18 protein-coding genes and 2 tRNA genes are annotated in these 26,336 nt (G+C 62.7%); 10 read left to right on the plus strand and 10 right to left on the minus strand.

The window, feature by feature from the left end:
- Positions 1–186: 186 nt before the first annotated feature.
- Complete coding sequence (locus DXK50_RS05985; RefSeq protein WP_212629675.1) at positions 187–1,833, plus strand: cyclic peptide export ABC transporter; 1,647 nt, start codon at positions 187–189, stop codon at positions 1,831–1,833.
- Here the strand turns inward: DXK50_RS05985 and fhuF are convergent.
- Complete coding sequence (fhuF, locus tag DXK50_RS05990) at positions 1,824–2,474, minus strand: siderophore-iron reductase FhuF (RefSeq protein WP_212629995.1); 651 nt, start codon at positions 2,472–2,474, stop codon at positions 1,824–1,826. The genes DXK50_RS05985 and fhuF overlap by 10 nt on opposite strands.
- 233 nt (positions 2,475–2,707) lie before the next feature.
- On the opposite strand from fhuF, the gene DXK50_RS05995 reads away from it, so the two are divergent.
- Complete coding sequence (locus DXK50_RS05995; RefSeq protein WP_212629676.1) at positions 2,708–4,405, plus strand: ABC transporter ATP-binding protein/permease; 1,698 nt, start codon at positions 2,708–2,710, stop codon at positions 4,403–4,405.
- A gap of 98 nt (positions 4,406–4,503) precedes the next feature.
- Here DXK50_RS05995 and DXK50_RS06000 read toward each other — a convergent pair.
- The 3 genes from DXK50_RS06000 to DXK50_RS06010 form a co-directional block, all read right to left on the minus strand.
- Positions 4,504–4,578 (minus strand) — tRNA-Arg (locus DXK50_RS06000).
- 75 nt (positions 4,579–4,653) lie between these two features.
- On the minus strand, positions 4,654–5,763 hold the full coding sequence (locus DXK50_RS06005; protein WP_212629677.1) for a Leu/Phe/Val dehydrogenase: 1,110 nt from the start codon (positions 5,761–5,763) through the stop codon (positions 4,654–4,656).
- 73 nt (positions 5,764–5,836) lie between these two features.
- Positions 5,837–9,304: an indolepyruvate ferredoxin oxidoreductase family protein gene (locus DXK50_RS06010; protein WP_212629678.1), complete on the minus strand. Its 3,468-nt coding sequence runs from the start codon at positions 9,302–9,304 to the stop codon at positions 5,837–5,839.
- A 198-nt stretch (positions 9,305–9,502) separates the two neighbouring features.
- Between DXK50_RS06010 and DXK50_RS06015 the strand changes: the two genes are divergently transcribed.
- On the plus strand, positions 9,503–9,970 hold the full coding sequence (locus tag DXK50_RS06015) for an Lrp/AsnC family transcriptional regulator (RefSeq protein ID WP_024308775.1): 468 nt from the start codon (positions 9,503–9,505) through the stop codon (positions 9,968–9,970).
- Here the strand turns inward: DXK50_RS06015 and DXK50_RS06020 are convergent.
- Positions 9,967–10,929 (minus strand): DMT family transporter, encoded by a 963-nt coding sequence (locus DXK50_RS06020; RefSeq protein ID WP_212629679.1) that lies wholly within the window; start codon positions 10,927–10,929, stop codon positions 9,967–9,969. The two genes, DXK50_RS06015 and DXK50_RS06020, sit on opposite strands and share 4 nt — an antisense overlap.
- 277 nt (positions 10,930–11,206) lie before the next feature.
- Between DXK50_RS06020 and DXK50_RS06025 the strand changes: the two genes are divergently transcribed.
- Positions 11,207–11,467 carry a DUF6316 family protein gene (locus DXK50_RS06025; protein ID WP_024308777.1) on the plus strand — a complete coding sequence of 87 codons (261 nt, stop codon included), beginning with the start codon at positions 11,207–11,209 and terminating at the stop codon, positions 11,465–11,467.
- Position 11,468: 1 nt separating this feature from the next.
- Here the strand turns inward: DXK50_RS06025 and DXK50_RS06030 are convergent, their stop codons facing one another.
- Together DXK50_RS06030 and metE are read right to left on the minus strand one after the other, a co-directional pair.
- Entirely contained in the window at positions 11,469–12,458 is a 990-nt protein-coding gene (locus DXK50_RS06030; protein WP_212629680.1) for an alpha/beta fold hydrolase, read from the minus strand.
- Positions 12,459–12,653: 195 nt separating this feature from the next.
- Positions 12,654–14,954, minus strand: a complete 2,301-nt coding sequence (gene metE / locus DXK50_RS06035) for a 5-methyltetrahydropteroyltriglutamate--homocysteine S-methyltransferase (protein WP_212629681.1) — start codon at positions 14,952–14,954, stop codon at positions 12,654–12,656.
- Positions 14,955–15,122: 168 nt separating this feature from the next.
- Between metE and metR the strand changes: the two genes are divergently transcribed.
- The 6 genes from metR (at position 15,123) to DXK50_RS06065 (ending at position 23,442) form a co-directional block, all read left to right on the plus strand.
- Positions 15,123–16,040: a transcriptional regulator MetR gene (metR, locus tag DXK50_RS06040; protein WP_024308780.1), complete on the plus strand. Its 918-nt coding sequence runs from the start codon at positions 15,123–15,125 to the stop codon at positions 16,038–16,040.
- Positions 16,041–16,248: 208 nt separating this feature from the next.
- The gene (locus DXK50_RS06045; RefSeq protein WP_212629682.1) at positions 16,249–16,905 is read left to right on the plus strand and encodes a TetR/AcrR family transcriptional regulator; all 657 of its coding nucleotides are present in this window, start codon (positions 16,249–16,251) and stop codon (positions 16,903–16,905) included.
- A gap of 9 nt (positions 16,906–16,914) precedes the next feature.
- A complete protein-coding gene (locus DXK50_RS06050) occupies positions 16,915–18,000 on the plus strand; it encodes an efflux RND transporter periplasmic adaptor subunit (protein ID WP_212629683.1) in 1,086 nt (361 codons plus the stop codon).
- Between the two features lies 1 nt (position 18,001).
- A complete protein-coding gene (locus DXK50_RS06055) occupies positions 18,002–21,157 on the plus strand; it encodes an efflux RND transporter permease subunit (RefSeq protein WP_212629684.1) in 3,156 nt (1,051 codons plus the stop codon).
- A 556-nt stretch (positions 21,158–21,713) separates the two neighbouring features.
- Entirely contained in the window at positions 21,714–22,559 is an 846-nt protein-coding gene (gene yghU, locus DXK50_RS06060; protein WP_212629685.1) for a glutathione-dependent disulfide-bond oxidoreductase, read from the plus strand.
- Positions 22,560–23,097: 538 nt separating this feature from the next.
- Complete coding sequence (locus DXK50_RS06065) at positions 23,098–23,442, plus strand: hypothetical protein (RefSeq protein ID WP_212629686.1); 345 nt, start codon at positions 23,098–23,100, stop codon at positions 23,440–23,442.
- Between the two features lie 591 nt (positions 23,443–24,033).
- On the opposite strand, the gene DXK50_RS06070 is transcribed toward DXK50_RS06065, so the two are convergent.
- The 3 genes from DXK50_RS06070 to bamC form a co-directional block, all read right to left on the minus strand.
- Positions 24,034–24,123 (minus strand) — tRNA-Ser (locus tag DXK50_RS06070).
- A 118-nt stretch (positions 24,124–24,241) separates the two neighbouring features.
- Entirely contained in the window at positions 24,242–25,111 is an 870-nt protein-coding gene (locus tag DXK50_RS06075; RefSeq protein ID WP_161866920.1) for a phosphoribosylaminoimidazolesuccinocarboxamide synthase, read from the minus strand.
- Between the two features lie 88 nt (positions 25,112–25,199).
- Positions 25,200–26,321 carry an outer membrane protein assembly factor BamC gene (bamC, locus tag DXK50_RS06080; protein ID WP_212629687.1) on the minus strand — a complete coding sequence of 374 codons (1,122 nt, stop codon included), beginning with the start codon at positions 26,319–26,321 and terminating at the stop codon, positions 25,200–25,202.
- Between the last annotated feature and the right edge of the window lie 15 nt (positions 26,322–26,336).

Consider the following 26,336-nt stretch of genomic DNA (forward strand, 5'->3'; position numbering starts at 1 on the left):
TGGGTCTTATTTGGTTCCTGAAGGCCGCAACGACATGCTCCAACCTCCCCCAATCCCGGCAAAGCGCCGGAATACAAATCGATATCATTTCAACATAATTTGCATTCTTTACAAGAATGATTTGCTTTTATAGCCAAGCACAGCATTCTGCCCAGCCTCGCTCAACGATCTGGATGATCAACGGAAATGGATTTGTTACTGCTACTGGCGCGACGCTCCTGGCGCAGCCTGCTGATCGCGACTCTCACCGGCCTGGCCTGTGGCCTCGCGGCGGCCGGTCTGATCGCTAACATCAACCATTCCCTGGCCGATTTCAGCCACTTGCGCCCGACCGATGGATTGCTGTTCGCCGGCCTGGTCGTCTTGGTGGTGGTTGCACGCATCCTCTCCGACATAAGCCTGCTACGCCTGGGGCAGACTACGGTCAGCGACATGCGTCTGCATCTGAGCAGCAAGCTGATCGACACGCCCTATCCACGTCTGCAACACCTGGGTAAGCATCGTCTGCTGGCGATGCTCACCGACGACACGCATACCATCAGCCAGGCCGTCGAGCTGATGCCCACCCTGCTGGTCAATAGCGGCATTGTTCTAGCCTGCCTGGGCTACCTGGGCTGGCTCAGCTTGCCACTGCTGGCACTCACGGCAGTGCTGATCGTGCTCGGCGCGGCCAGCTTCCATTGGCCACAGCGCAAGGCGCTGACCTCGATAGGCAAGGCACGTGAACTGAAGGATCAGTTGTTCGACCAGTACCGCTTACTCACCGACGGCAGCAAGGAACTGCAACTCAACCACGCGCGGCGCCTGCAGTTCTTCGAACGCCTGCTCTACCCCATCAGCCAGCAGTATCGCCGCGACTTCGTGCGCGGCATGAGCATCTACGCCCTAGTGCTCAACTGGGGCAATGGCATTTTCTACCTGCTGATCGGCACGGTGCTGTTCGTCGTCCCGCAGTTCATCGAGCTCAGCGCGACGCTGGTGACCGGCTACATACTCACCCTGCTATACATGATCACGCCGCTGTCGGAGTTGATGAACGCCCTGCCTGGTCTGGGCAGGGCCAGCGTCTCGCTACGCAAGATCGGCGCCCTCGAAGGGCAACTGGAGGTGGCCGACACGCCAGGCCACAACCTGGTGCCAGCACGCCATGTGCGCTCGCTGAACTGTCGTGATGTGCGCCATACCTACTACCGTGAGGGCGAGGATGGCCGCTTTACCCTCGGCCCGTTCGACCTCGACCTGCGGGCGGGCGAAGTGGTCTTCATCACTGGCGGTAATGGCAGCGGCAAAACCACCCTGGCCCTGCTACTGACCGGGTTGTACCAGCCCGAAGGCGGCGAACTGCTGCTTGACGGCCAGGTGTCTTCAAGCACCCAGAACCAGATCTACCGCCAGCACTTCTCGGCGATCTTCACCGACTTCTGTCTGTTCGAGCACATGCTCGACGGCGATGACCCACAACTCATGCAGCAGGCCCGTGACTACCTGGCGCATCTGCAACTGTCGCACAAGGTCAATATTGATGGCGGCCGCTTGTCCACACTGGATCTCTCCACCGGTCAACGCAAACGCCTGGCCCTTCTGGCCGCCTACCTCGACGACCGCCCCTGCTACCTGTTCGATGAATGGGCGGCGGATCAGGACCCGGTGTTCAAGCGCTTCTTCTACACCAAGATCCTTCCGGATCTGCGCCAGCGTGGAAAACTGGTGATCGTGATTTCGCACGACGATGCCTACTTCCAGCTCGCCGACCGGCTGATCAAGGTGGATCAGGGAACTGTCTTAGAGGCAGACTCGGATACGTCTCTTGAGACCGGTCAAATTCACTGCTGATATATCAACCGCAAGTAACTTGCCTGATCCGCCTCGGGCAGGCGATGCAGCTTCGGACAGGACTCGCACAGCACCTGCGGCTGATCGGGTACCGGGGCATGCAACTGGTAATGCAGGCAGCAATGACGGCGCAAGGGAATACGCGCGCAGATCTCGGGCGCCGGTGAGTCGACCATCCATTGCAGACTTCTCGGCTTGATGCGACCGTCGGCGACCACCGCCCGCTCCAGCCAGCGGTGGGCCTCCGCGAAACCTTCACGCTCCAGCTTGGCGTCAATGCGTGCGAAGGCGCCGTCCCAGATGGCGGCAAAGTTGCCCCAGAGTATCTTCGGTGCCAATCCCCCCCAGGCTGCAATGCTGGCGAACAATGGCTCCAAATGCTCATGCAGCAGGCGCGCCCAGTAGTCATCGCGCTGCCGGGCGGCAAGTGCCGCCTGCGGCGTCGGCAGCCACAACGCCCGGGGCTGGCCAACCTCGTGCAACAAGGCGACCTCCTGATCCCAGAAGGCAATGGCCCGGTCACGCGTCAACACGGCCGCCAGCGTGGCCGGCAGCGTGACGCTGAGGTAATTCATCGACCACTGGGAGGCGACTGGGGGGCGCTTGATGCCGGGGTAGAGCTCGGCGAAGCACTCGAGCAGGGGGTACAGCACACTGGTGTCAGCCAGCTCGGGCAGCGGCACCGAAGTACGCCCCTGGCGCTCCACCTGGATCACACGCTGGATGGGTGGCCATGCTTGGCACAGCCAGTCCGGGAATTCGATGGCCGGCCTCCGCCGCTGTGGGTCAAAAAATGATGAGAACGATTAGCGTTGATGGTATAGACGCCCCTCTATAAACTCAACGCGTTTCACGCCGGGCAACTCGAGGCCACATGCAGACATTACGTGATTTCTGGTTGCTCGCCCGGCCGTTCTGGTCTTCTGCCGAAAGGCGTCCAGCCTTCCTGCTGCTATTCGGCACGATCCTGATGAACCTGTGCCTGGTCGGGGTCAACCTGCTGTACAACTTCTGGAACCTGCACTTCTACAACGCCCTGCAGGCACTCGACTACGACGCCTTCCTGATCGGTGGCGTGCAGTTCCTATTCCTGCAGATGGGCCTGGCCACCTTCACCGTGGCCGCCTTCCATTTCCAGCAGAAACTCACCCTGCGCTGGCGCCGCTGGGCCACCGAGAACACCCTGCAACTCTGGCTGCAGCGCCAACGCTACCTCAAGCTGCAACTGACGGCTCCGGAGACGGACAACCCCGACCAGCGCATCGCCGACGACATCAACCTGTTCATCACCATGTCGCTGAAACTCAGCCTGGGCCTGATGACCGCCCTGCTGTCGCTGTTCTCCTTCCTGCATATTCTCTGGCAGGCATCGAGCTTGGTGAAGATTCCCGTCGCTGGCGAGGAGCTGGTGATTCCCGGCTTGCTGGTGTGGGCCGCGCTGCTTTACTCCATCCTCGGTACTGGCGGCGCCTTCTGGCTGGGGCGCACGTTGCCCCGCCTGAATTTCATCCAGCAGCGTCGTGAGGCGGATTTCCGCTTCGCCATGATGCGCCTGCGCGAAAACGCCGAAGCCGTGGCTCAGTACCGGGGCGAGAGCGAAGAGCACGCCCGTTTCAGCCAGCGCCTGGGGGCGGCATTGGAGAATTTCTGGTCCCTGGTGAAACAGCAGAAGATCGTGCTCGGCTACTCCACCTTCTACATGCGTAGCGCCATGATCATTCCCATGTTCATCATGGCGCCCCAGTTCTTCGCCGGCGCTTTTCCCCTGGGCCGTCTGACCCAGCTCAGCGCCGCCTTTGGCGAGGTTCACGAGGCCATGGCCTATCTGGTCAAGGTGTTTCCCGAAGTCGCCGAATGGAAATCGGTGGTCGACCGCCTGACCGGTTTTCAGCAACGCCTGGGCAGCGTCGGTAGCGAAAATGGCGTGCGCCTCGAGCACCAGACGGAAGGCTTCGACGTGCAGGATCTGTCGCTGTGGCTGCCGAACGGCAGACGGCTGCTCGAAGGGTTCGACCTGCACATGCAGCCCGGCGAGCGCCTGCTGATCCGGGCACCGTCCGGCTTCGGCAAGTCCACGCTGATCCGTGCCCTGACCGGCATCTGGAACCATGCCAGCGGCGCGGCGCGCTACGATCTGGGCAGCACCCTCACCCTGGCGCAAAAGCCCTACCTGCCCCTGGGCACGCTGCGCGACATGCTCTGGTACCCATCAGCGCCACACCCTGAAGAAGACCCGCGGCTGCTGGCGGCGATGCATCAGTGCGGTATCGGCCACCTGAGCGAGCAGCTCGACGCCGAACTCGACTGGTCGCAGACCCTGAGCATCGGCGAGCAGCAGCGTTGTGCCTTCGTGCGCGCCCTGTTGCTGCAGCCGAAGGTCTTGTTTCTGGATGAAAGCAGCTCCGCACTGGATGAGGCGAGCGAAAGGAGCTGTTATCAGCAACTGCGACATGCCTTGCCGGACGCCATCGTCATCAGCGTCGGGCATCGCGCCTCGCTGGAAGCCCTGCATACCCGCACACTGGATCTGCTGCCCGCACAATGTACGGAACAGGCACTGGAATACGCCTGAACCGGCTCTGCGCACTCGCGACACCTGGTTTCGCACCTGACAGGAGACCATCTACGACAAAGCCGGCAGCAAGAGCCGGCTTTGTGCTGATCAAATCGTGGCGTCCCCTGCTGGAATCGAACCAGCATCTAGCCCTTAGGAGGGGCTTATTCTATCCGTTGAACTAAGGGGACACGGCCGTATTGGCAACGGCCGGGCCGCATCTTAGCGGCGGCGCGCACATTTGTCATGTCGCCACCGCCCACTTCCTAGCGCTGCCAACCTTGGGAGACGATCTTGGCGGTTGCAGCACGCACTGGCTGCAGGCCGCCGCGCAAGCGCTCCACCGCCATGCGGTCGGCGACCGCGATGGTGGTCTCCCCCTCGCGCTCGGCACGCTGGAAGATCTCCGTGAGAGTCGGGCCGATGCCTTCGATATGCGCCTTGAGCTCTGCGGCGCTGCCACCGGTGCGCTCGTAGCAGACGTCGATGATGCCGCCGGCATTGATCGCGTAGTCCGGCGCGTACAGGCATTCGCGGCGACGCAGCAGCTCGGCCAGGCTGGCGTCGGCCAGCTGGTTGTTGGCCGCGCCGGCGATGATTGGCGCGCGCAGGGCTTCCAGCGTCTGCAGGTTGACGATGGCGCCCAGCGCGCACGGCGCGAACACGTCCACGTCGAGGCGGTAGATCTCATGCTGGCCAACCGCAGTAGCGCCCAGCTGGCTGACGGCGCGCTGCACGTTGGCCTCGACGATATCCGTCACCCACAGCTGGGCACCGGCCTCCTTGAGTAGTTTGGCCAGGCCGAAACCAACCTGCCCCACGCCCTGGATGGCCACGCGTACGCCCTCAAGATCCTGACGCCCCAGGCGATCCGCCACCGCCGCCTGGATGCCGATGAAGACGCCGTAGGCGGTGGACGGCGATGGATCGCCGTCACGACTGCCTCCGTCGAAGGCCTCACGCTGGCCGGCGCCGGATACGTGGCGGGTGCGCTCGGCCATGATGCGCATCTCGGCCACGCCGGTACCGGAATCTGCCGCCGTGATGTAGCGCCCGCCCAGGCTGTCGACGAAATCACCCATGGCCTGGAACAGCGCCTCGCTCTTGCCGGTGTGCGGGTCGCCGATGATCACCGCCTTGCCGCCGCCCAGCGGCAAGCGGGCCAGCGCCGATTTGTAGGTCATGCCGCGCGACAGGCGCAGCACATCGCGCAGCGCCTCCTCGTCCGTGGCGTAGTTCCACATGCGGCAGCCGCCCAGCGCCGGGCCAAGGGTGCTGTCGTGAATGGCGATGATGGCTTTCAGGCCACTGGCCTTGTCGTGGCCGTAGATCACCTGTTCGTGATGATCGAAGTCGACGTGAGTGAAGACGGACATCGGGTTACCTCGGATGTAAAAGGCCGCCCCTCCCCCGAATGGGAGAGGGTGGCAAAGGGGATGGGTTTGCGGCTCAGGCAGCCGGTTCGAACAACTGCACCGCGGCGATCTCGCTGACGGTCAGACGTGCCTTGAGCTGCGTCGCCTGCTCGCGCGCCTTGGTCAGCGCCGCTTCCTTGACATGGCCGTAGCCGCGGATCTGCTCGGGAATCTCGGCCAGTGCCACCGCCGTGCGGTAGTTATCACCATTGAGCTCGCCCAGCAGGTAGGCCACGTTGGCTTCGTACTCCTCGATCAGTTCGCGTTCCAGACGACGCTCGGCGCTGTGGCCGAACGGATCGAGCACGCTGCCACGCAGGAACTTGAAGCGTGCCAGTACGGCGAACGCCTTGAGCATCCAGGGGCCGAAACTGCGCTTGCGCGGCTCACCAGTCACCGCATCCGGCTTGCTCAGCCAGCTCGGCGCCAGGTGGAACTGCAGCCGGTAATCACCTTCGAACTGCGCTTCGAGCTGCTTGCGGAAGGTTGCATCGCTGTAAAGCCGCGCCACTTCGTACTCGTCCTTGTAGGCCAGCAGCTTGAAGTAATAACGCGCGACGGCCTTGCTCAGGCGCTGCTCGGCATCGGTGTCGGCCTTGCGCACGCGCTCGACCAGTTCGCGGTAGCGCTCGGCATAGGCGGCGTTTTGGTAGGCGGTCAGGCGCTGCACGCGATCGGCGACGATTTCCTCCAGCGTGCTGCAATGTGGCGCCTCGACCACCTTGGGTGCAGCGACTTTCTCCACCGCAGCCAGATCATGCGCAGCACGACGCCCCCAGAGGAACGCCTGCTGGTTTAGCTCGATGGCCACGCCATTGAGTTCGATGGCCTTGTTGATCGCCTCCGCCGATACCGGCACCAGTCCCTTTTGGTATGCATAGCCGAGCATGAACAGGTTGGTGGCGATGCTGTCGCCGAGCAGGCGAGTGGCCAGGCGGGTAGCGTCGACGAAGCGGGTCTTGCCCTCGCCCACTGCCTCGCTGATCGCTTCGCGCATGGCCGCGCCAGGCACCTGGGCGTCCGGGTTGCGGGTGAACTCGGCGGTGGCCGCCTCATGACTGTTGATCACCGCATGGGCGATCTTGTCGTTGAGCTTGGCCAGCGCCTCTTCACTGGACGACACCACCAGGTCGCAGCCCAGCAGCAGATCGGTTTCCCCGGCGGCGATACGCACCGCGTAGATGTCGCTCTGCCGCGCGGCGATGCGGATGTGGGTGATCACCGGGCCGAACTTCTGCGCCAGCCCAGCCTGGTCGAGCACGGTGCAGCCCTTGCCTTCGATGTGCGCGGCCATGCCCAGCAGCGCACCGACGGTGGTCACGCCACTGCCGCCGACCCCGGGCAGGAGGATGTTCCAGGGCCGGCTCAGAGCCGGTTGTTTGGGCTCCGGCAGGGCGATGAACAGCGCACCGAGGCCAACGGCCTCGGGCTTGCGCAGGCTGCCGCCGTGCACGGTGACGAAACTCGGGCAGAAGCCTTCCAGGCAGCTGAAGTCCTTGTTGCAGGCGCTCTGGTCGATCTCGCGCTTGCGCCCCAGTTCGGTCTCCAGCGGCAGCACCGACAGACAGTTGGATTTCACGCTGCAATCACCGCAGCCTTCGCACACCGCCGGGTTGATGAAGGCGCGCTTGGCCGGATCGACCATCTTGCCGCGCTTGCGCCGACGGCGTTTCTCGGTGGCGCAGGTCTGGTCGTAGAGAATCACCGAAACGCCCTTGAACTCGCGCAACTCGCGCTGCACGGCATCCAGTTCGCGGCGGTGATGGAAGGTCACGCCGGGTGCGAAGGTTGCGCGGGTCGGGTACTTGTCCGGCTCGTCACTGACCAGGGCGATGCGCTTGACACCCTCGGCATGCACCTGCTGGCTGAGCTGGTCGATGCGCAACTCGCCGTCGATGGGCTGGCCACCAGTCATGGCCACCGCGTCGTTGTAGAGGATCTTGTAAGTGATGTTGACCCCGGAGGCCACGGCGGCACGCAGGGCCAGGTGGCCGGAGTGGAAGTAGGTGCCGTCGCCCAGGTTCTGGAACACGTGCGGCGTATCGGTGAATGGCGCCTGACCAATCCAGGTGGCGCCCTCACCGCCCATCTGGGTGAAGGTGTCGGTGCTGCGATCCATCCACTGGGTCATGTAATGGCAGCCGATGCCACCAAGAGCGCGGCTGCCTTTGGGCACCTTGGTCGAACTGTTGTGCGGGCAGCCGGAGCAGAAATGCGGGGTGCGCGCCGTCTTGTGCTTGGGCGCGGCCAGTGCCTTTTCCTTGGCATCGAGGAAGGCCAGTCGCTCTTCGATGGTCGGGCTGCTGTAGATCGGCGCCAGGCGCTTGGCGATCACCCGGGCGATCATCGCTGGGGTCAACTCGCCGAGGTTGGGCAGCAACGAATTACCCTCTTCGTCGAACTCGCCGACCACGCGCGGGCGTTTGCCGACCGGCCAGTTGTAGAGCTGGCCGGTCAACTGGTCTTCGATGATGCTGCGCTTCTCTTCCACCACCAGGATTTCGTCCAGGCCTTCGGCGAACTGGTGCACCGAAACCGGTTCCAACGGCCAGCTCATGCCGACCTTGAGCACGCGCAAGCCGACCTGGGCGCACAACGCCTCGTCCAGGCCGAGGTCATCCAATGCCTGGCGCACGTCGAGGTAGGATTTGCCGGTGGTGATGATGCCGAGGCGCGGGTTTGGCGAATCGAGCTTGACCTGGTTGAGGTTGTTGGCCAGAGCGAAGGCGCGTGCGGCGTAGATCTTGTAGACGTTGAGGCGTTTCTCCTGGGCCAGGGGCGGATCGGGCCAGCGGATGTGCACACCGTCTTCCGGCAGCTGGAAATCCTCGGGAATCTTCACCTGGATACGCAGCGGGTCGACGTCCACCACGGCCGAGGAATCGACGTTCTCAGCAATGGTCTTCAGTGCCACCCAGCAGCCGCTGTAGCGCGACAGCTCCCAGCCGATGATGCCGTAGTCCAGCACTTCCTGGACGTTGGCCGGGTTGAGTACCGGAATCGACGCGGCGATAAAGGCGTGCTCGCTCTGGTGGGCAATGGTCGAGGACTTGCAGCCATGGTCATCACCGGCCAGCAACAGCACACCGCCATGCTTGGAGACGCCGGCCGAGTTGCCGTGCTTGAACACGTCTCCGCTGCGGTCGACGCCCGGCCCCTTGCCGTACCACATGGCGAACACGCCGTCATAACGGGCGCCGGGGAACAGGTTGGCCTGCTGGCTGCCCCACACCGCGGTGGCACCCAACTCTTCGTTGACGCCGGGCTGGAAGTGGATGTGGTTCTGCTTGAGGTACTCGCGCGCGTCCCACAGGCTCTTGTCCAGGCCGCCCAGGGGCGAGCCGCGATAGCCGGATATGAAGCAGGCGGTATTGAGTCCGAAGGCGGCATCACGCTGCTTCTGCAGCATGGGCAGGCGGGTGAGCGCCTGAGTGCCGGTCAGGTAGAGGTGACCAGTCGCGAGGCGGTATTTGTCATCCAGGCGGATTTCGGCCAGTGACATGGAGCGCTCCTTTTATTCTTATGGCGAGCACGGGGAGCGCGACGGTAGACACGCTCCACTGGTTTCCACAGCAGGATCGCTGCCGTGGATTTACCTAAATCATGACCGGAGGGTTCCGCTTTTTTCTTTCTATTTTTGGGCAGCAGAGACAATACTTCGCATGATCCTTCCAACAATCACAAGAAAATGGAAACAATCATGCAGGACAAGCTCAGCCCCATCGACAGGCGGATTCTCCGCCTGCTGCAACACGATGCCGACCTCTCTGCAGCCGAGGTCGCCGAGAAAGTCGAGCTGTCACAATCGCCCTGTTGGCGGCGTATTCATCGGATGCAGGAAGAAGGCCTGATCGAGCGCAAGGTCGCCCTGCTCAACCACAAGCGCCTGGGATTCGGCATCACGGTGTTCGTCGACATCAAGCTGTCGGCCCATGGTCGCGGCAATCTGGACGAGTTCGAACAGGCCGTGGTCGGCTACCCGCAGGTGCTGGAGTGCTACAGCATGGCCGGCGGCTCGGACTACCTGCTCAAGGTGGTGGCCAAGGACATAGGCGATTACGAGCGCTTCCTGCGCGATCACCTGCTGCAGCGCCCACACGTACATGAAGCGCACTCGCACATCGCCATGAGCGAGGTCAAACGCACCACCGAGTTGCCGCTGGATTAGATCCCGACCTGCCGCCTGGCCCTGAGTGCTCGCAGGGCCTCCATGAGCGATGGGCCAAGGGCGGTTAGCGCCGAGCCGAGCACGACGACCACAGCGCCTGCGTAAGCGATCCAGTTGACCTGCTCGGGTAGCACGTGGTCCGGCCACCAGGTCGAGGCCAGGGCCACGGAGACGAAGGTCACCAGCGGAGTCAGCGCCAGGGTCGCGCTCACTCTTGAAGCCTCCCAGTGCGCCAACGCCTCAGCGAAGGCGCCATAAGCCACCAGGGTATTCAGGCAGCAGGCCAGCAGCAGCCACCCTTGTAGCGGGCTCAGCTCCAGCACTTGCAAGGGATGCGCCCAGGGCGTCAGCAGGAGTGCGCAGGCCAGGTAGATGACCATCATCACCTGCACCGAACTCCACGAGGTCAGCAGTTGCTTCTGCGCCAGACCGTAGAAAGTCCAGACGAAGGCAGCAGCCAGCACGGTCAGGACGCCGGTGGTGTAAGCGGTGAGCGAAGTCAGCAACTCACCCAGGCGCTGATTGAAGAACAGGCCGAAGCCCAGCAACATCACTATCAGGCCAAGCGCCTGGCCCAGACTGAAGCGTTCGCGAAAGACAAACAGGCTGCTGATCAGCAACAGGATCGGCGCCACCTGGATCACCAGTTGCGTGGTACCGGGGCTGAGCAGATTGAGCCCGACCAGATACAACACGTAGTTGGAGGTCAGCCCGCCGATGGCCAGCGCCAGCAGCCAGCCACCCTTGCGCCCGAGCGGGCGAAAGCTCGGCAGGCGGCGGCTCGCGGCGAGATAGGCCAGCAACAGCGAACCGGCGACCGCCAGGCGGTACCAGGTGACCGTGACCGGATCCATTACCTGGAGAACTTCTTTGAGTTTGATTGGCAGGATGCCCCATAGCACCGATGTGACCAGGGCAAGTAGCAGGCCGTACATCCAACGGCCGGAGGAAATGTGCATGACGACCTCAGGCAGGCGGCCAACAGGACATGTCGACCGCAGCAGACCATTCTAGGAGAGGTCAGGACACCGACACAGCAACAGTTAAGCCCGGTAGTCGGGCACAACTGTACCGCCAGGCGCGCACAACCTGACAATCGACCGGCGCCAAAAATCCATAAAATCGGCCAAAAGACGCTAAAAGGCCGACAAAAGAAACCATCTATCGCTTTGCCATGCGCACCGCTTCGCTTGCATTAAACTCAGACCATCCAGCCCCACAGATGGAGCTTTCGCCATGTTCGGCCAACGTACCGCCGACCCGCAACCGGGTACGCATTACCGCAGTTCACGGCTCAGCGCCGTCAATGGTCAGTACTTTTTCGCCACCCGCGAAGGCACGCTGGAAGGCCCCTTCCTCTCCCGCCACGATGCCGAGCAAAGCATCACCCGCTACATCGAGCGCATGGCCATGGCCGAGAAGCTGCTGCGCCACAGCAGCGAGCACATCGATAACCTGCAGCGCCGCGAAGCGATCAAGCACAACCAGGAGTTGTGAACTACAAACGCGCCAACCCCAGATCCTCCCGGTGCGCCGCAAGATGCGGCAACACGGCGGCCAGCAGTGGCTCCTTGAAGGCGTCCTGAAAACGATGCGCAAGCCCCGGAATCAGCTTGAGTTCGGCGCCCTTGATATGCGCGGCTACATGCACGCCGTGCATCACCGGCAGGAGCGGGTCGGCGGTGCCGTGCACCACCAGCGTCGGCACTTTCAGGCGATTGAGCAGTTCGACCCGGCTCGACTCGGCGAGAATCGCCAGCAACTGCCGCTGCACGCCTTCGGGATTGAAGGCACGGTCATAGGCCACTTCGGCCTGATGCAGAAGCAAGGCGCGATCATCATGTACTGAAGGACTGCCGAGCGCCGCGAGCAGATCGGCCTGCTGCTGCAGAGCGGCCTCGCGACTACCGGCCTCACGTCGTGCCAACAGGGCAACCAGGGCATCGCTTGGCGCTGGCAAGCCTTGCGCACCTGAGCTGGTCATCACCAGCGTCAGGCTGAGCACGCGCTGCGGCGCCAGATCGGCCAGGTGCTGGGCGATCATGCCGCCCATGCTCGCGCCCAGCACGTGGAAGGCATCGACCCCGAGGCTGTCCATCAATCCCAGGGCATCGCCGGCCATGTCACGCAGGTGATAAGGCGCGCCGAGCGAGAGGCCCAGCCGGTAGCGCAGCACTTCATAAGGCAGATTGATGCTCGGCGCGGGCTTGCGCCAGGTACTCAGCCCCACATCGCGATTGTCGAAACGCACCACGCGAAAGCCCTGCTGGCAAAGGCGCTCGACCACCTCGTCAGGCCAATGGATCAACTGCCCACCCAGGCCCATGACCAGTAGCAGAGCGGGGTCGCGCTCGCTGCCGACGCTCTGATAGGCCAGGCGTACGTCGCCCACATCGGCATACCGGGTCGGCTCGGAAAGATCACAACGGTTGGCCGCAAAAGACGGCAGGCCGCAAAGCATTGCGACCACAAAGATGAATGCACGCATGAAAACACCAGAAACGCAGAACCCCACTGGAACGCGATTCTGGTGAAAGTCATTCGACGGCGCTGCCACACAAGCATGACAGTTTAATGAAGGAGGACGAACGGTTGTCCGGATGCTGACCAGAGGTGCGATCCAGAGCATTGCGAACGCCCCTCCTTACTGTAGGAGGGGCTTTAGCCGCGACGACCTGGAGCATCAGGCCAGCTCGGCACGCAACTGCCTGGCCGCCGCGACCATGTTCACCAGCGCTGCCTCGGTCTCCGGCCAGGCGCGGGTTTTCAGGCCGCAATCGGGGTTGACCCAGAGACGCTCCAGCGGGATACGCCGCACCGCCTTGCGCACCAGGTTGGCTATCTCGACGCTGTCCGGCACCCGTGGCGAGTGGATGTCGTAGACGCCTGGGCCAATCTCGTTGGGATAATCGAAGCGCTCGAAGGCCTCCAGCAACTCCATATCCGAACGCGACGTCTCGATGGTGATCACGTCGGCATCCATCGCCGCGATGGCCTCGATCACATCGTTGAACTCGCTGTAGCACATATGAGTGTGGATCTGGGTTTCGTCACGCACGCCGCTGGCGGTCAGGCGGAAGGCTTCGGTGGCCCAGTCCAGGTAATGCTGCCAGGCGGCCCGACGCAGCGGCAGCCCCTCGCGAAACGCGGCCTCGTCGATCTGGATGATCTTGATGCCCGCCGCCTCCAGATCCATCACCTCGTCGCGAATCGCCAGCGCCAGTTGCCTGGCCTGTACTTCGCGGGCAACGTCCTCGCGCGGGAAGGACCACATCAGCATGGTCACCGGGCCGGTCAGCATGCCCTTCACTACCTTGTCGGTCAGACTTTGGGCATAGCGAATCCACTCCACGCTCATGGCCTGCGGGCGACTCAGATCGCCGACGATCACTGCCGGTTTGACGCAGCGCGAACCATAGCTCTGCACCCAGCCGAAGCGGGTGAAGGCGTAGCCGTCGAGCTGCTCGGCGAAGTACTCGACCATGTCGTTGCGCTCGGCCTCGCCGTGCACCAGCACATCCAGGCCGAGGCGTTCCTGGGTCCGTATGGCTTCACGTATTTCGCCGTGCATAGCCTCAAGGTAATCGGCGGCGCCGAGCTTGCCCTGCTTGAACGCCTGGCGTGCCAGGCGAATGGCCGAAGTCTGCGGGAAGGAGCCGATGCTGGTAGTCGGCAGCACCGGCAACTGCAGGCGCTCGCGCTGTTTGCCGATACGCTCGGCAAATGGCGATTGGCGCTGGGCATGACGCGGCAGGATCGCTGCCAGACGCGCCTGCACCTCAGGCTTGTGAATGCGCGTCGATGCAGCACGTGCGGCCTGTACCGTACGGCTGGCTTCCAGCGCAGCCTGCACAGCGGCGTCGTCCGGCGCCTCCAGTGCCCTGCCGAGCACGGCGACCTCCTGGCACTTCTGCACGGCAAAGGCGAGCCAGCTCTTCAGTTCGGCGTCGAGCTGATCTTCACGCGCCAGGTCCACCGGGCTATGCAGCAGTGAGCAGGACGGCGCCACCCACAAGCGCTCGCCCAGACGTTCGTGAGCGTGACGCAACACTTCGAGGGCCTTGTCCAGATCGCAGCGCCAGACGTTGCGGCCATTGACCAGACCCAGCGACAACACTTTATAAGCCGGCAGACGGTCGAGAATGGTCGGATACTGCTCCGGCGCCCGCACCAGATCGATATGCAGGCCATCCACCGGCAGATTGGCGGCCAGACCGAGGTTGTCTTCCAGGCCACCGAAATAGGTGGCGATCAGCTTCTTGCAGGGTTCACGCTGAATCAGGTTGTAGGCGCGCTCGAAGGCATTCTTCCAGTCCTGCGACAGGTCCAGCACCAGGATCGGCTCGTCGATCTGCACCCACTCCACACCTTGCGCAGCCAGGCGCTGGAGAATTTCGCCATACACCGGTAACAGGCGCTCGAGCAGCTCCAGCCGGTCGAAGTCGGCGCCTTTGGCCTTGCCCAGCCATAAATAGGTCAGCGGGCCGATCAGCACCGGTTTGACCTGGTGGCCAAGGGCGTGCGCCTCCTCCACTTCCTCGAACAACTGCTCCCAGCTCAGGGCGAACTGCTGATCAACGCCGAATTCCGGTACCAGGTAGTGATAGTTGGTATCGAACCACTTGGTCAGCTCCTGCGCATGAGCGCCACAGCAGTTGCCGCTGCTCTTGTTTGCAACGGCCCCACGGGCCATGGCGAACAGCGTCTCCAACGTCGGCTTGCCGCCGGCCGGGCGAAAACGCTCGGGAATCACGCCGAAGGCCAGCGAATGGCCAAGCACCTGGTCGTACCAGGCAAAGTCGCCCACCGGCAGCAGGTCGATGCCGGCGTCTTTCTGCAACTGCCAGTGCTCGGCGCGCAGACGCTGGCCGACCGCGCGCAGCCCGGTTTCATCCAGCTCACCTCGCCAATGCGCTTCGAGCGCTTTTTTCAGTTCGCGGTCGCGACCGATGCGCGGGAAACCGAGGGAATGGGACAGGGCCATGACTTAACGCTCCATACTAAATCGAGATGGCGCCATTCTCGGCATCGGCCATGAGTGAGACAAACTCAAGATTTTCGTCTTGATCTAAAGATTTACTCATGTAGGCTGTATGAAGCATTTTCATCCAGCACCGAAACTGGATGAGTGAAACCTTCGCAGAGACCCGCCATGCTCGAGCTACGTCACCTGAAAACCCTGCACGCCCTGCGCGAAACCGACAGCCTGGTCGAAGCGGCCGAGCGCCTGCACCTGACCCAGTCGGCGCTGTCGCATCAGTTCAAGGAGCTGGAAGAACGCCTCGGCCTGCAGCTGTTCGTGCGCAAGACCAAACCGGTGCGTTTCACCAGTGCCGGCCTGCGCCTGCTGCAACTAGCCGACGCCACCCTGCCCCTGCTGCGCAGCGCAGAACGCGACCTGGCACGCCTGGCCGGCGGCACTGCCGGGCGCCTGCACATGGCGATCGAATGCCACAGCTGCTTTCAGTGGCTGATGCCGACCATCGACCAGTTCCGCGATGCCTGGCCGGAAGTGGAGCTGGACCTGGCCTCGGGCTTCTCCTTCGCCCCGCTGCCGGCGCTGGCCCGTGGGGACCTGGACCTGGTGGTGACTTCCGACCCCATCGAACTGGCAGGCATCACCTACGTACCGCTGTTCACCTACGAAGCCCAGCTGGCGGTCGCCAATCAGCATCGCCTGGCGTCCAAGGCCTATATCCAGCCCGAGGATCTGGCCAGGGAAACCCTGATCACCTACCCCATCGAGCGCGACCGCCTGGACATCTTCACCCGCTTCCTCGAACCGGCCGATGTCGAGCCGGCGCAGGTGCGCACTTCCGAGCTGACGGTCATGATGATGCAGCTGGTCGCCAGCGGTCGTGGCGTATGCGGCCTGCCCAACTGGGCGCTTCACGAATACAGCTCGCGCGGCTACGTCAGCGCCAAGCGCCTGGGCGAGAAAGGTTTGTACTGCACGCTGTATGCAGCGATCCGCAGCGACATGCTCGACGCGCCCTTCATGCGTGATTTCCTGCTGACCGCCAAGGACACCTCCTTCGCCAGCCTCGAAGGTGTCAGCGTGGCACGCTAAGCGCCGCCGTGAGGCAGCTGTCAGCCCAGCGAAATTTTTTGGGCTGTCAGCATGCTTGGCCCCGTGACGCTGCTGTAGGCACCTCGCACCTGGCGCAGCCCTCAGCCTAGGTGGCAACCCGCAATTGCCTTGTTACAACTCCCCGCTTGCCGCATCGTGACCAACAGTCATAGCATGACCGCCGGTCACAACTTGCCGCGGAATACCCATGCGCTATCAGGATCAACTCTTCCAGCAACGGGAAAACGCCCTGCTCCAATCCGCTCGCCTGCTGTTTCAGGAACAATCCTGGGATCGGGTCACCATCGCCGACGTGGCGCGTCACGCGGGTATCGGCAAAGGCACCGTGTACAAACACTTCACCAGCAAGGAAGCGCTCTATGCGCGCCTTGTCCTGGACTGCTCACGCCAACACCTGGCCGAGCTGCAGGAAATCGCCCACAGCGCACCTGAGCAAGAGGCCATGCGCCGAGTGATTCACCGCGCCTTTGAATTGCTGCAGGCCGACCCGCTGCAGGCGCAGCTTTGCCTGCTATGTGACCGCCCGGCATTTCAGGAGCGCCTGGAGCCACCCTACCGCGAGCAGTTCATCGAGCTCGAAGGCCAGTACATGAACCTGTTCAGCGGCCTGCTGCAGAGCAGCTTCCGCGATCTGCAGCTCTCCCCTGTGCACTGCCAGCATCTGCTGTGGGGTGTGGAGGCCTGCGTCAATGGTGTCATGGCGCGCATTGCCTCCGGCGGTTTCGCGCACTGGGCCGAGTACATCGAGCTCAGCGCGTACTTCGACCGCGTTACCGACTTCATCATCGCCGGCCTGCAGGGCCAGGCCGCCGCGCTGCTGGCAGCGCCCGCCAACAACGAGTAAGCCATCGCCATGTTCGCGCAACTCAGCAAACGTCCCTGGATCATCGCCGTCGTCATCGCCATCGTGCTGCTGCTCTGGCTGCTCAGCGGCGACCGCTTCGTCGCACGCGACGAGGTACAGGCCGAGCCCGATAAACCGGCCACGAGCGCCGAACTGGCGCGGGTCGAGGTGACCTGGCTGGAAGCGCAGCCCATGCAGCGCCAGCATGTGGTGCAGGGCCAGATCGAGGCCTGGCGCCGCGTGGAACTGCGCGCCCAGGTCAGCGGCAGCGTGCAGAACCTGGATCAGGACAAGGGCAACCGTGTCGCCGCCGATCAGTTGCTGCTCAGCCTCTCGCCGGACGACCGTCCGGCGCAGGTCGCACGCAGCGAGGCCGATGTCCGGCAACGGCAAAGCGACGTCACCGCGGCCAAACGCCTGCGTGAGCGCAGCCTGGTATCGGCCAACGAACTGATGCGCCTGGAAAGCGAGCTGGCCAAGGCACGCGCCGAACTCGACAGCGCCCGCCTGCAGCAACGCAACACCAAGATCAGGGCGCCGTTCGCCGGCATTTACGACCAGCGCATGGTCGAGCTGGGAGACTTCGTCCAACCCGGCCAGAGCCTGTTGACCCTGGTGGACATCGACCGCCTCAAGGTCAGCGCGCAGATCGCCCAGCAACAGGTGACCCAGCTCGAGCTGGGCCAGCCGGTGAAGGTGGAACTGCTCGACGGCCGCACGCTGCAGGGCGAACTGCACTTCATCGCCGCCGCAGCCGACCCGGGCTCGCGCAGCTTCCGCATCGAGGTCAAGGTGGACAACCCGGACGGCCTGCGTCTGGCCGGGGCCAGCGCCACGCTGCATATCCAGACCGGCGAAGCCATGGCTCATCGCCTGTCCCCTGCCCTGCTCAGCCTGGATGAAAACGGCCGTCATGGCGTCAAGTGGGTCAACGATGCGCAGCGTGTGCAGTTCACGCCGGTCGAGCTGATCAGCGTCGACAACCAGGGCGCCTGGGTCAGCGGCCTGCCGCCGAAGGTGGCGCTGATCACCCTCGGCCAGGGCTTCGTCCAGCCCGGCCAGCAGGTGCGCACGCAACTTGCCGAGGGCAGCTGAGATGCACGCACTGATCGCCGCTGCCCTCGACCGCAGCCGCACCACCATCCTCATCCTGCTATTCCTGCTCTGCGGCGGGCTGGTGGCCTACATCGCCATGCCCAAGGAGTCCAACCCCGACGTCACCATCCCGATGATCTATGTCTCGGTGACCCTCGAAGGCATCAGCCCGGAAGACGGCGAGCGCCTGCTGGTACGCCCGCTGGAACAGGAGCTGCGCAGCCTGGAGGGCGTCAAGGAAATGCGCTCGATGTCCAGCGAGGGTCACGCCTCGGTGATTCTCGAATTCGACGCCGGCTTCGATGCCAAGGTGGCGCTGGCCGATGTACGCGAGAAGGTCGACACCGCACGCAGCAAACTGCCTGAGGAGGCCGACGAGCCGACCGTCACCGAAGTCAACGTGGCGCTGTTCCCGGTGCTGTCGGTGGGCCTTTCCGGGCCGATCGCCGAGAACGAGCTGGTGTACATCGCCAGGCGCCTGAAGGAGAACATCGAAGGCATCGCCGAGGTGTTGTCGGTGGAGATCGGTGGCGACCGCGAAGACCTGCTGGAAATCGTCGTCGACCCGCAGGTGCTGGACAGCTACGGGATCGACTACAACGAGCTGTTCAACCTGGTCAGCCGCAACAACCGCCTGGTCGCTGCCGGCAGCCTGGATACCGGCGCCGGGCGCATGAGCATGAAGGTGCCCGGCGTCATCGAAGACCTCGAAGACGTGATGCGCATGCCGATCAAGGTGGTCGGCGACAGCGTGGTCACCTTCGCCGACGTCGCCACCATCCGTCGCACCTTCAAGGACCCCACCGGTTTCGCTCGCATCAACGGCCAGCCGGCCATCGTGCTGGAAGTAGCCAAACGCAGCGGCGCCAACATCATCGAGACCATCGACCAGGTCAAGGCGCTGATGGAACAGGCGGGGCCCCTGCTGCCGCCGGGCGTTGAAGTCAGCTACATCATGGATCAGTCGCAGGAGGTGCAGGGCATGCTCGGCGATCTCCTCAACAACGTGCTGACCGCCATCGTTCTGGTGCTGATCCTGGTGGTGGCGAGCATGGGCATGCGCTCGGCGCTGCTGGTCGGCCTGACCATTCCCGGCGCCTTCCTGACCGGCATCCTGCTGATCTGGATGCTCGGCTTCACCCTCAATATCGTCGTACTGTTCAGCCTGATCCTGGTAGCCGGCATGCTGGTGGACGGCGCCATCGTCGTCTCCGAACTGGCCGACCGCTACCTGCAACAGGGCCAGCCGCCTCGTCAGGCCTGGGCCAACGCTGCCACACGGATGGCCTGGCCGGTGATCGCCTCCACCGCCACCACCCTCGTGGTGTTCCTGCCTCTGCTGTTCTGGCCAGGCGTGGTCGGCCAGTTCATGAAGTACCTGCCGGCCACCGTGATTCTCTGCCTGCTGGCATCGCTGGCCATGGCGCTGGTCTTTCTACCCGTGCTCGGCGCCGTCACCGGCGGCCAGGCACGTCCACAAGCGCCCACCGCCAACCGCGCCGGCAACGCCTACCGCAATCTGCTGGCTACCCTGCTCAAGCGCCCGGGCCTGACCCTGCTCGGCATGCTGGCGCTGATCGCCCTGATCTACGTCGGCTACGGGCGCTTCAACCATGGCGTGGAATTCTTCCCCGACGTCGAGCCGGAAAGCGCGCAGATTTGGCTACGCGCCCGTGGCGATCTGTCGGTACAGGAGAAGGACAGCCTGCTCCAGCAGGTGGAGAAGCAGGTGCTCGGCATGCGTGAGGTCAAGGCGCTGTATGCGCGCTCCCTGGCCCAGCCGGAAGGCCAGCAAGGCCAACTCGGCGCCGACGTGATCGGCACATTGCAGTTCCAGTTCGTCGACTGGCACCAACGCCGGCCGGCCAAGGACATTCTTGCCGAAATGAGCCAGCGCACCGCCGGCATTCCCGGCGTCCTCCTGGAGTTCCGCAAGCAGGAACAGGGGCCCACCGACGGCAAGCCGGTGAAGCTGCAGATCAGCTCGCTGGACCCTGCATTGAGCGAGCAATGGGTCGAACGTATTCGCGGCGAGATGCAGAACCTCGGCGGCTTCGTCGACATCGAAGACGACCGTGCCCTGCCCGGCATCGAGTGGCGCATCAAGGTCGATCGCGAGGCCGCCGCGCGCTTCGGCGCCGACGTGCTCAGCGTCGGCAACGCGGTGCAGATGATCACCAACGGCCTGAAGCTGGCCACGTACCGGCCCGAGGATGCCACTGACGAAGTCGACATCCGCGTGCGTCTGCCCGGCAATTGGCGTTCGCTCGATCAGCTCGGCCGCCTGACACTCAATACACCATCAGGTCAGGTGCCGCTGAGCAACTTCGTCGACCTGCAACCCGCGCCCAAGGTCGGCACCCTGCGCCGCGTCGACGGCGACCGCACCATCACCCTGCAGGCCGACCTGGCCGAAGGTGCACGCCTGGATGAACGCCTCAAGGCACTACGCGAAACGCTCGGCGAGGTTCCGGCCGAGGTCAAGGTGAAATTCGCAGGGGAAGATGCCGACCAGCGTGAAGCGGCCACCTTCCTGATGACCGCCTTCGTTGTCGCCATCTTCCTCATGGCGATCATCCTGGTGACCCAGTTCAACAGCCTGTACCAGGCGGCGCTGGTGCTGTCGGCCATCGTCCTGTCCACCGCCGGCGTGCTGATGGGCCTGCTGGTCAACGGCCAGTCGTTCGGCATCGTCATGGTGGGCATGGGCCTGATCGCCCTGGCCGGCATCGTGGTGAACAACAACATCATTCTGATCGACACCTACAACCAGTTGCGCCGCCAGGGCCTGGAGCCGCGCGAGGCGGCGCTGGAAACCGGCAGCCTGCGCCTGCGCCCGGTGCTGCTCACGGCAGTGACCACCATCCTCGGCCTGATGCCCATGGTGCTCAGCATCAATGTCGACCTGGTGACACCAAGCCTCGGCTTCGGGGCGCCCTCGACGCAGTGGTGGACGCAACTGTCGAGCGCCATCGCCGGCGGCCTGGCCTTTGCCACGGTGCTGACCCTGCTGCTCACGCCCTGTCTGCTGGTGCTGGGCGCCCGCTTCGAACGCCGCCCGCCACCGCTGGAGAGCTACGACACCGACCTGCTCGACCTACCCGAGCATCTGATCGCACACCGCGCGGACAAGCCGCACCTGCAACGCACCGATTGAGGCGCCCAGGCAAGACACGGCAAATCGCCAGGTATCGCCTGGGCTAGATAGCCACGACGACTAAGGTAGGGGTTGGAGAATTTTTCAAGCGCGAGTCGCGCAATGCGACTCGCACAAACGACAAAGCCCTCTTTTGGAGGGCTTTGTCGTTTCCGCTCGCCTCGTATCAGCCAGCGGAAACAATGAACACCGAGCTAACGAAGTGTGTGGGGTCGGCATCCTGCCTGTTGGCCACTTCGTTAGCCCGGTGATCGGAGAGTAGATCAGGCAGTGGCGTTTTGCCAAGTATCAAGGTGAGACCTGTTCAGCGACTCTCGAAGCCTGCTCGGTACAACGCAAAGCCCAGCAACAGCTGCGCGCGAAACGAATCTGAAGCAGATCAGGACGAACGTCTACCACTTTTTCTGCGTAGCAACTGCAACGCTGATATCGATACCGGCAGGCACTATCAACCAAGCCGATAATCCAAATGCACGAAAGGCATTCAAATCTCGGGCGCAATCCGGATAGCCTTGGTTGCGACTGCACCCTTCACATGTCGACAAGCGAGGCATCGATGACTCAATCCACCTACGTACCGCCGAAGGTCTGGCAACACCTGGAGGCATCCGGCGGCCAGTTCTTCAAAATCAACCGTCCGGTTGCAGGCGCGACCCATGACAAGGAGTTACCGGTCGGCAAGCATCCATTGCAGCTCTATTCCATGGCGACACCCAATGGCGTGAAGGTGACCATCCTTCTGGAGGAACTGCTCGCGCAGGGCCATGAGGGCGCCGAATACGACGCCTGGCTCATTCGCATCAGCGAAGGTGATCAGTTTTCCAGCGGGTTCGTTGGCGTAAACCCGAACTCGAAAATCCCCGCCCTGCTCGACCGCAGCACGGATAAACCCATCCGTGTCTTCGAGTCAGGTTCGATCCTGCTTTACCTGGCGGAAAAATTCGACGCCTTCCTGCCCAAAGACCCGGCAGGTCGTACCGAAACCCTCAACTGGCTGTTCTGGCAAATGGGCTCGGCGCCCTACCTGGGGGGCGGTTTCGGGCACTTTTACGTCTACGCCCCAGAAAAGTTCGAATACGCCATCAACCGCTTCACCATGGAAGCCAAGCGCCAGCTCGACGTCCTCAACCAGCGGCTCGCCAATAACCGCTATCTGGCCGGCGATACTTACACCATCGCCGATATCGCCGTATGGCCCTGGTATGGCGAACTGGTGAGAAACAACGTCTACTCGGCCGCTGAATTCCTGGCCGTTCACGAATACCCGCACGTTATGCGCTGGGCCGAAGAAATCGCCGAGCGCGAGGCCGTGCAACGCGGCCGGCGGGTCAACCGCACCTGGGGCGATGAATCGGAACAAGTGCCCGAGCGGCATCAGGCTTCTGATCTGAACACTATCTGAGGCGGGAGAGCGATCGCGAAGCCCGAAGCGCTCCCCAGCCGAGAAACAAAGCCCCGGATCGCTATGCGATCCGGGGCTTTTTGCTGTGACATAAGATATGACTTACTCCAGCAGGACTAACGCCGGTGCGGTGCAGATCGCCGCAACTCATGATCGACAATTGAGAATGGGGCCTCGCCCCCCACCTGATTACACCCAGCCTCATCCCTCAAACTTCGTCCGTCGAAGTTTCGCGAACGCAATAAAAGGATACCAAGGCAGATTGGTGTCAAAAGTAAATCTCTTAAAAACAGCGCCAAGCATTATTACAGCGCCGAAGTGCGTCAGGTCAGCTGGTATCGATGGCAACATCAGATCACCCCGCGGTAATCAAGAGCCGCAGCTTGCACGATAGCGTTATGCCTGCTCATGCATTTTGCACTCCTCACCAGCGGTCGAAACCCAGGCAAAGCCAGAAAATCCAGGGCCTGAACAATCGACGCAGCCTGGCATAAATCCTGCCATTGGACTCGAACCAGAATTATGGAGTTCACTCGTCATGGAACACGCTATCCGTTGTTTGAACGAAAGTTTCCCTGGGCATGAAGTTGCATTCAAGTCGCGTCCCGACGGCAAGCTGCTAGTGTCTCTCAGCCAAAATGGCAAGAGCCTCTACATGAAAGCAATTGACCCGTGCACACTCATGCATGAGCGAGATCTGAGATCGTTGATCAATGAGTTCAATCTCAGCCGGAAATCAGCCAACGGAACCATTCGCAAGGAAGATATCTATGAGCAGTTACTGCAAAGCGCTCTTCCTACCTTTAGCGGAAGCCCAATCAACCCGACCGCGGCGAAAATGATCTGGATAAAACGTGAAGGAAGGCCTATCACGCACCGCTAGATGCTAGGAATGGTCTGAATTAGCCCTGAATTTCCGGTCTCTGCCAATTTTCGAACGCGGCCAACCGATCAGAAAAGTCGATCAGGTCGCGCGCACATTTCTGAGTTTTTAGTCGCCGCAGGCCCCCGCGGCAACCATTTCCCGTATTACAGATACACCTCTCGTGCGGTAGTCAGGAAATACCAGCGCGCCATCCATAGATTTGACAGGGCAAACAAATTCATCAACTGAGACTTGTTCCGCAATCTGTCAGATGATGTCGCGTCCTTCATGCACACAACCTATTTACGTTGTGGCTACGACTGTCTGATAGATGACGGCCCTGGCCAAAGAGCCGGTTCAGCTTGAGCCCGAACTGCGACGTCATTTGCCCGTAGCAACAGGCCAAAGAGCATGATGAATTCGTGTACCGCAAGGTCGCTGCTGCCAGGGGATCGGTGGAGGCTGGTAGTGGCCGCTCCAATGATGATGTAGAAGCTGATTTCGCCACTCGCCGTGCCAAGACTCCGGGTGACTCTTCGACACCTTGCATGCCGCAGATAGCAAAAGCCCCCGAAGCTCTGGGAGCTTCAGGGGCTTAGGCTTGAGATATGGCGGGAAGATAGGGATTTGAACCCTAGGTGCCATTGCTGACACAACGGATTTCGAATCCGTCCCGTTCGACCACTCCGGCATCTTCCCAAGCGGCGCGCATGATAACAGCTGAATGCGCTTTGGCGAAGCTTATTTTGAAAAATTTTCTTGTTCTATCAGGCGCTTGTGAAAAGGCCGGGATATGCCCGGTCTTCTCCGGCGGGGCTCAGGCGGTCAGACGGGTCAGCGCTTCGCGATACTTGTCGGCGGTCTTCTGCGCGACATCTGCCGGAACTGCCGGGGCCGGGGGTTGTTTGTTCCAGCCGGTGGACTCCAGCCAGTCACGCACGAACTGCTTGTCGAAGCTCGGCGGATTGCTGCCCTCTGCATAGCTGTCGGCGGGCCAGAAGCGGCTGGAGTCCGGGGTCAGCACTTCGTCCATCAGGGTCAGGGTGCCGTCTTCGTCCAGGCCGAATTCGAATTTGGTGTCGGCGATGATGATGCCGCGGGTAGCGGCGTACTCGACTGCCGTGGTGTACAGCTTGATCGCCGTGTCACGCACCTGGGCGGCCAGTTCGGCGCCGATGATGGCTTCGCACTGCTCGAAGCTGATGTTCTCGTCATGATCGCCCACGGCGGCCTTGGTCGAAGGCGTGAAGATCGGTTGCGGCAGTTTGGCCGCTTCTTTCAGGCCTGCCGGCAGGGCGATGCCGCAGACGGTGCCGCTCTTCTGGTATTCCTTCCAACCAGAGCCGACGATATAGCCGCGCACGATGGCTTCCACGGCGACCGGCTTTAGGCGCTTGGCGACGACCGCGCGGCCTTCGACCAGCGGCAGCTCGGCAGCCGATACGACGTCCTCGACCTTGTCACCGGTGAAGTGGTTGGGCACTACGCCAGCCAGCTTGTCGAACCAGAAATTGGAGATGGCGGTGAGGATCTTGCCCTTTTCCGGGATCGGTTGTTCGAGGATGACGTCGAATGCCGACAGACGATCGGTGGCCACCATCAGCATGCGCTTGTCGTCGATTTCGTAGAGGTCGCGGACCTTGCCCGAGTAGATTTTCTTCAGGCTCAGGGTGGTGGGTGTGCTCATGTCGGCATTTCCGTTTCTGGCAAACAAAACAGGCGAAACCTTTGCGGGGTTTCGCCCATCGATTAGCGGCTGGAGCGCTGTGCGCTGATCAGCCGAGATTATCCTGGATCAGGCTCAGCACGCGGCGCGATACATCGGCCGGAGCGACGGTGTTGAGGTCTTTTTCCAAAGTGACCTGCACGCCATCGCCCACCGGGGTCAGACGCACCTGGTAGCGCTCGGCACGGGCTTCGATCTCTTCCTTGCTCGGCGCGCTGCCGAACATGCGGCCGAAGAAGCCGGGCTTCTTCTCGTTGACCTGAGCACCTTCGGCCAGGTTGATGTAGTACAGGCCGAGGCTGCGGTTGAGGTCGTCGACGCGCACGTCACCAAGCTCCAGCGAGCGACCGACACCGGACCAGGCACGGTCGAAATCGGCGCCCAGGTTGAGCACCGGGTTACCGTTGCCGTCTTCGCTCAGGCTGACGCGGCTGGGGGCGTCGAAGTCGCGCGCGGCCAGCAGCGATACGGAACCGCCCTGCTCCACGCCGCGGGCCATGCTCACCAGCATTTCGTCGAGCAGCGCCGCTTCCAGACTGGCGTTGCCGCTACGCGATGCGAAATCGACCTCGGCCGCACTACCGGCAGGACGCTCGGCACTGGTGACGAAAATTTCGCTGGTGTTGCGCTGCACGCCCGGTTCGATGCGCACACGCACGCGGGTTTCGGCATCCGGCGCAACGCCGGAAACACGGCTGCTCAAACGGCGCGCCATACCAGCGGAGAGCTCGTCGAAACGCTGCCAGGAGGTGGTGAACTCACCGACCTGCGGACGCTCGTTGGCGATACGGAAGCCATTGTCTTCGAAGAACTGACGCGCCAGCGGCCAGACTTCGGCCGGCACGCGCTGAGCCACCACCCAGCGCGAATCGCCGCTGCGCTGCAAGCTGAACTCACGCTCGTCGGCACGTACCTGCAGGCCTTGCGGGCGCGGCACTTCGAATTCGGCAGGAGTGGCGGTGGTACTGGCAATCTGTGCAGGCACAGGCAGCAGCGGATCGAGGCGCTTGGCCTGGACGTCGGCCGGCAATTGCATCGGTGCAGTCTGGCGCGCTTCCAGGTAGTCGCTGCCGCGATCACGGAAGTAGCCATTTTCACCCCAGAGCCAGCCGCAACCGCTGGTGCTGGAGACGATCAGAGCAAGGGCGGAGAATCCGGCCAGTCGCTTCATGCGTAAAGTCCTTGA

It is taken from the genome of Pseudomonas sp. KB-10 (genome assembly GCF_018221585.1).
Lineage (GTDB): Bacteria > Pseudomonadota > Gammaproteobacteria > Pseudomonadales > Pseudomonadaceae > Aquipseudomonas > Aquipseudomonas yangonensis.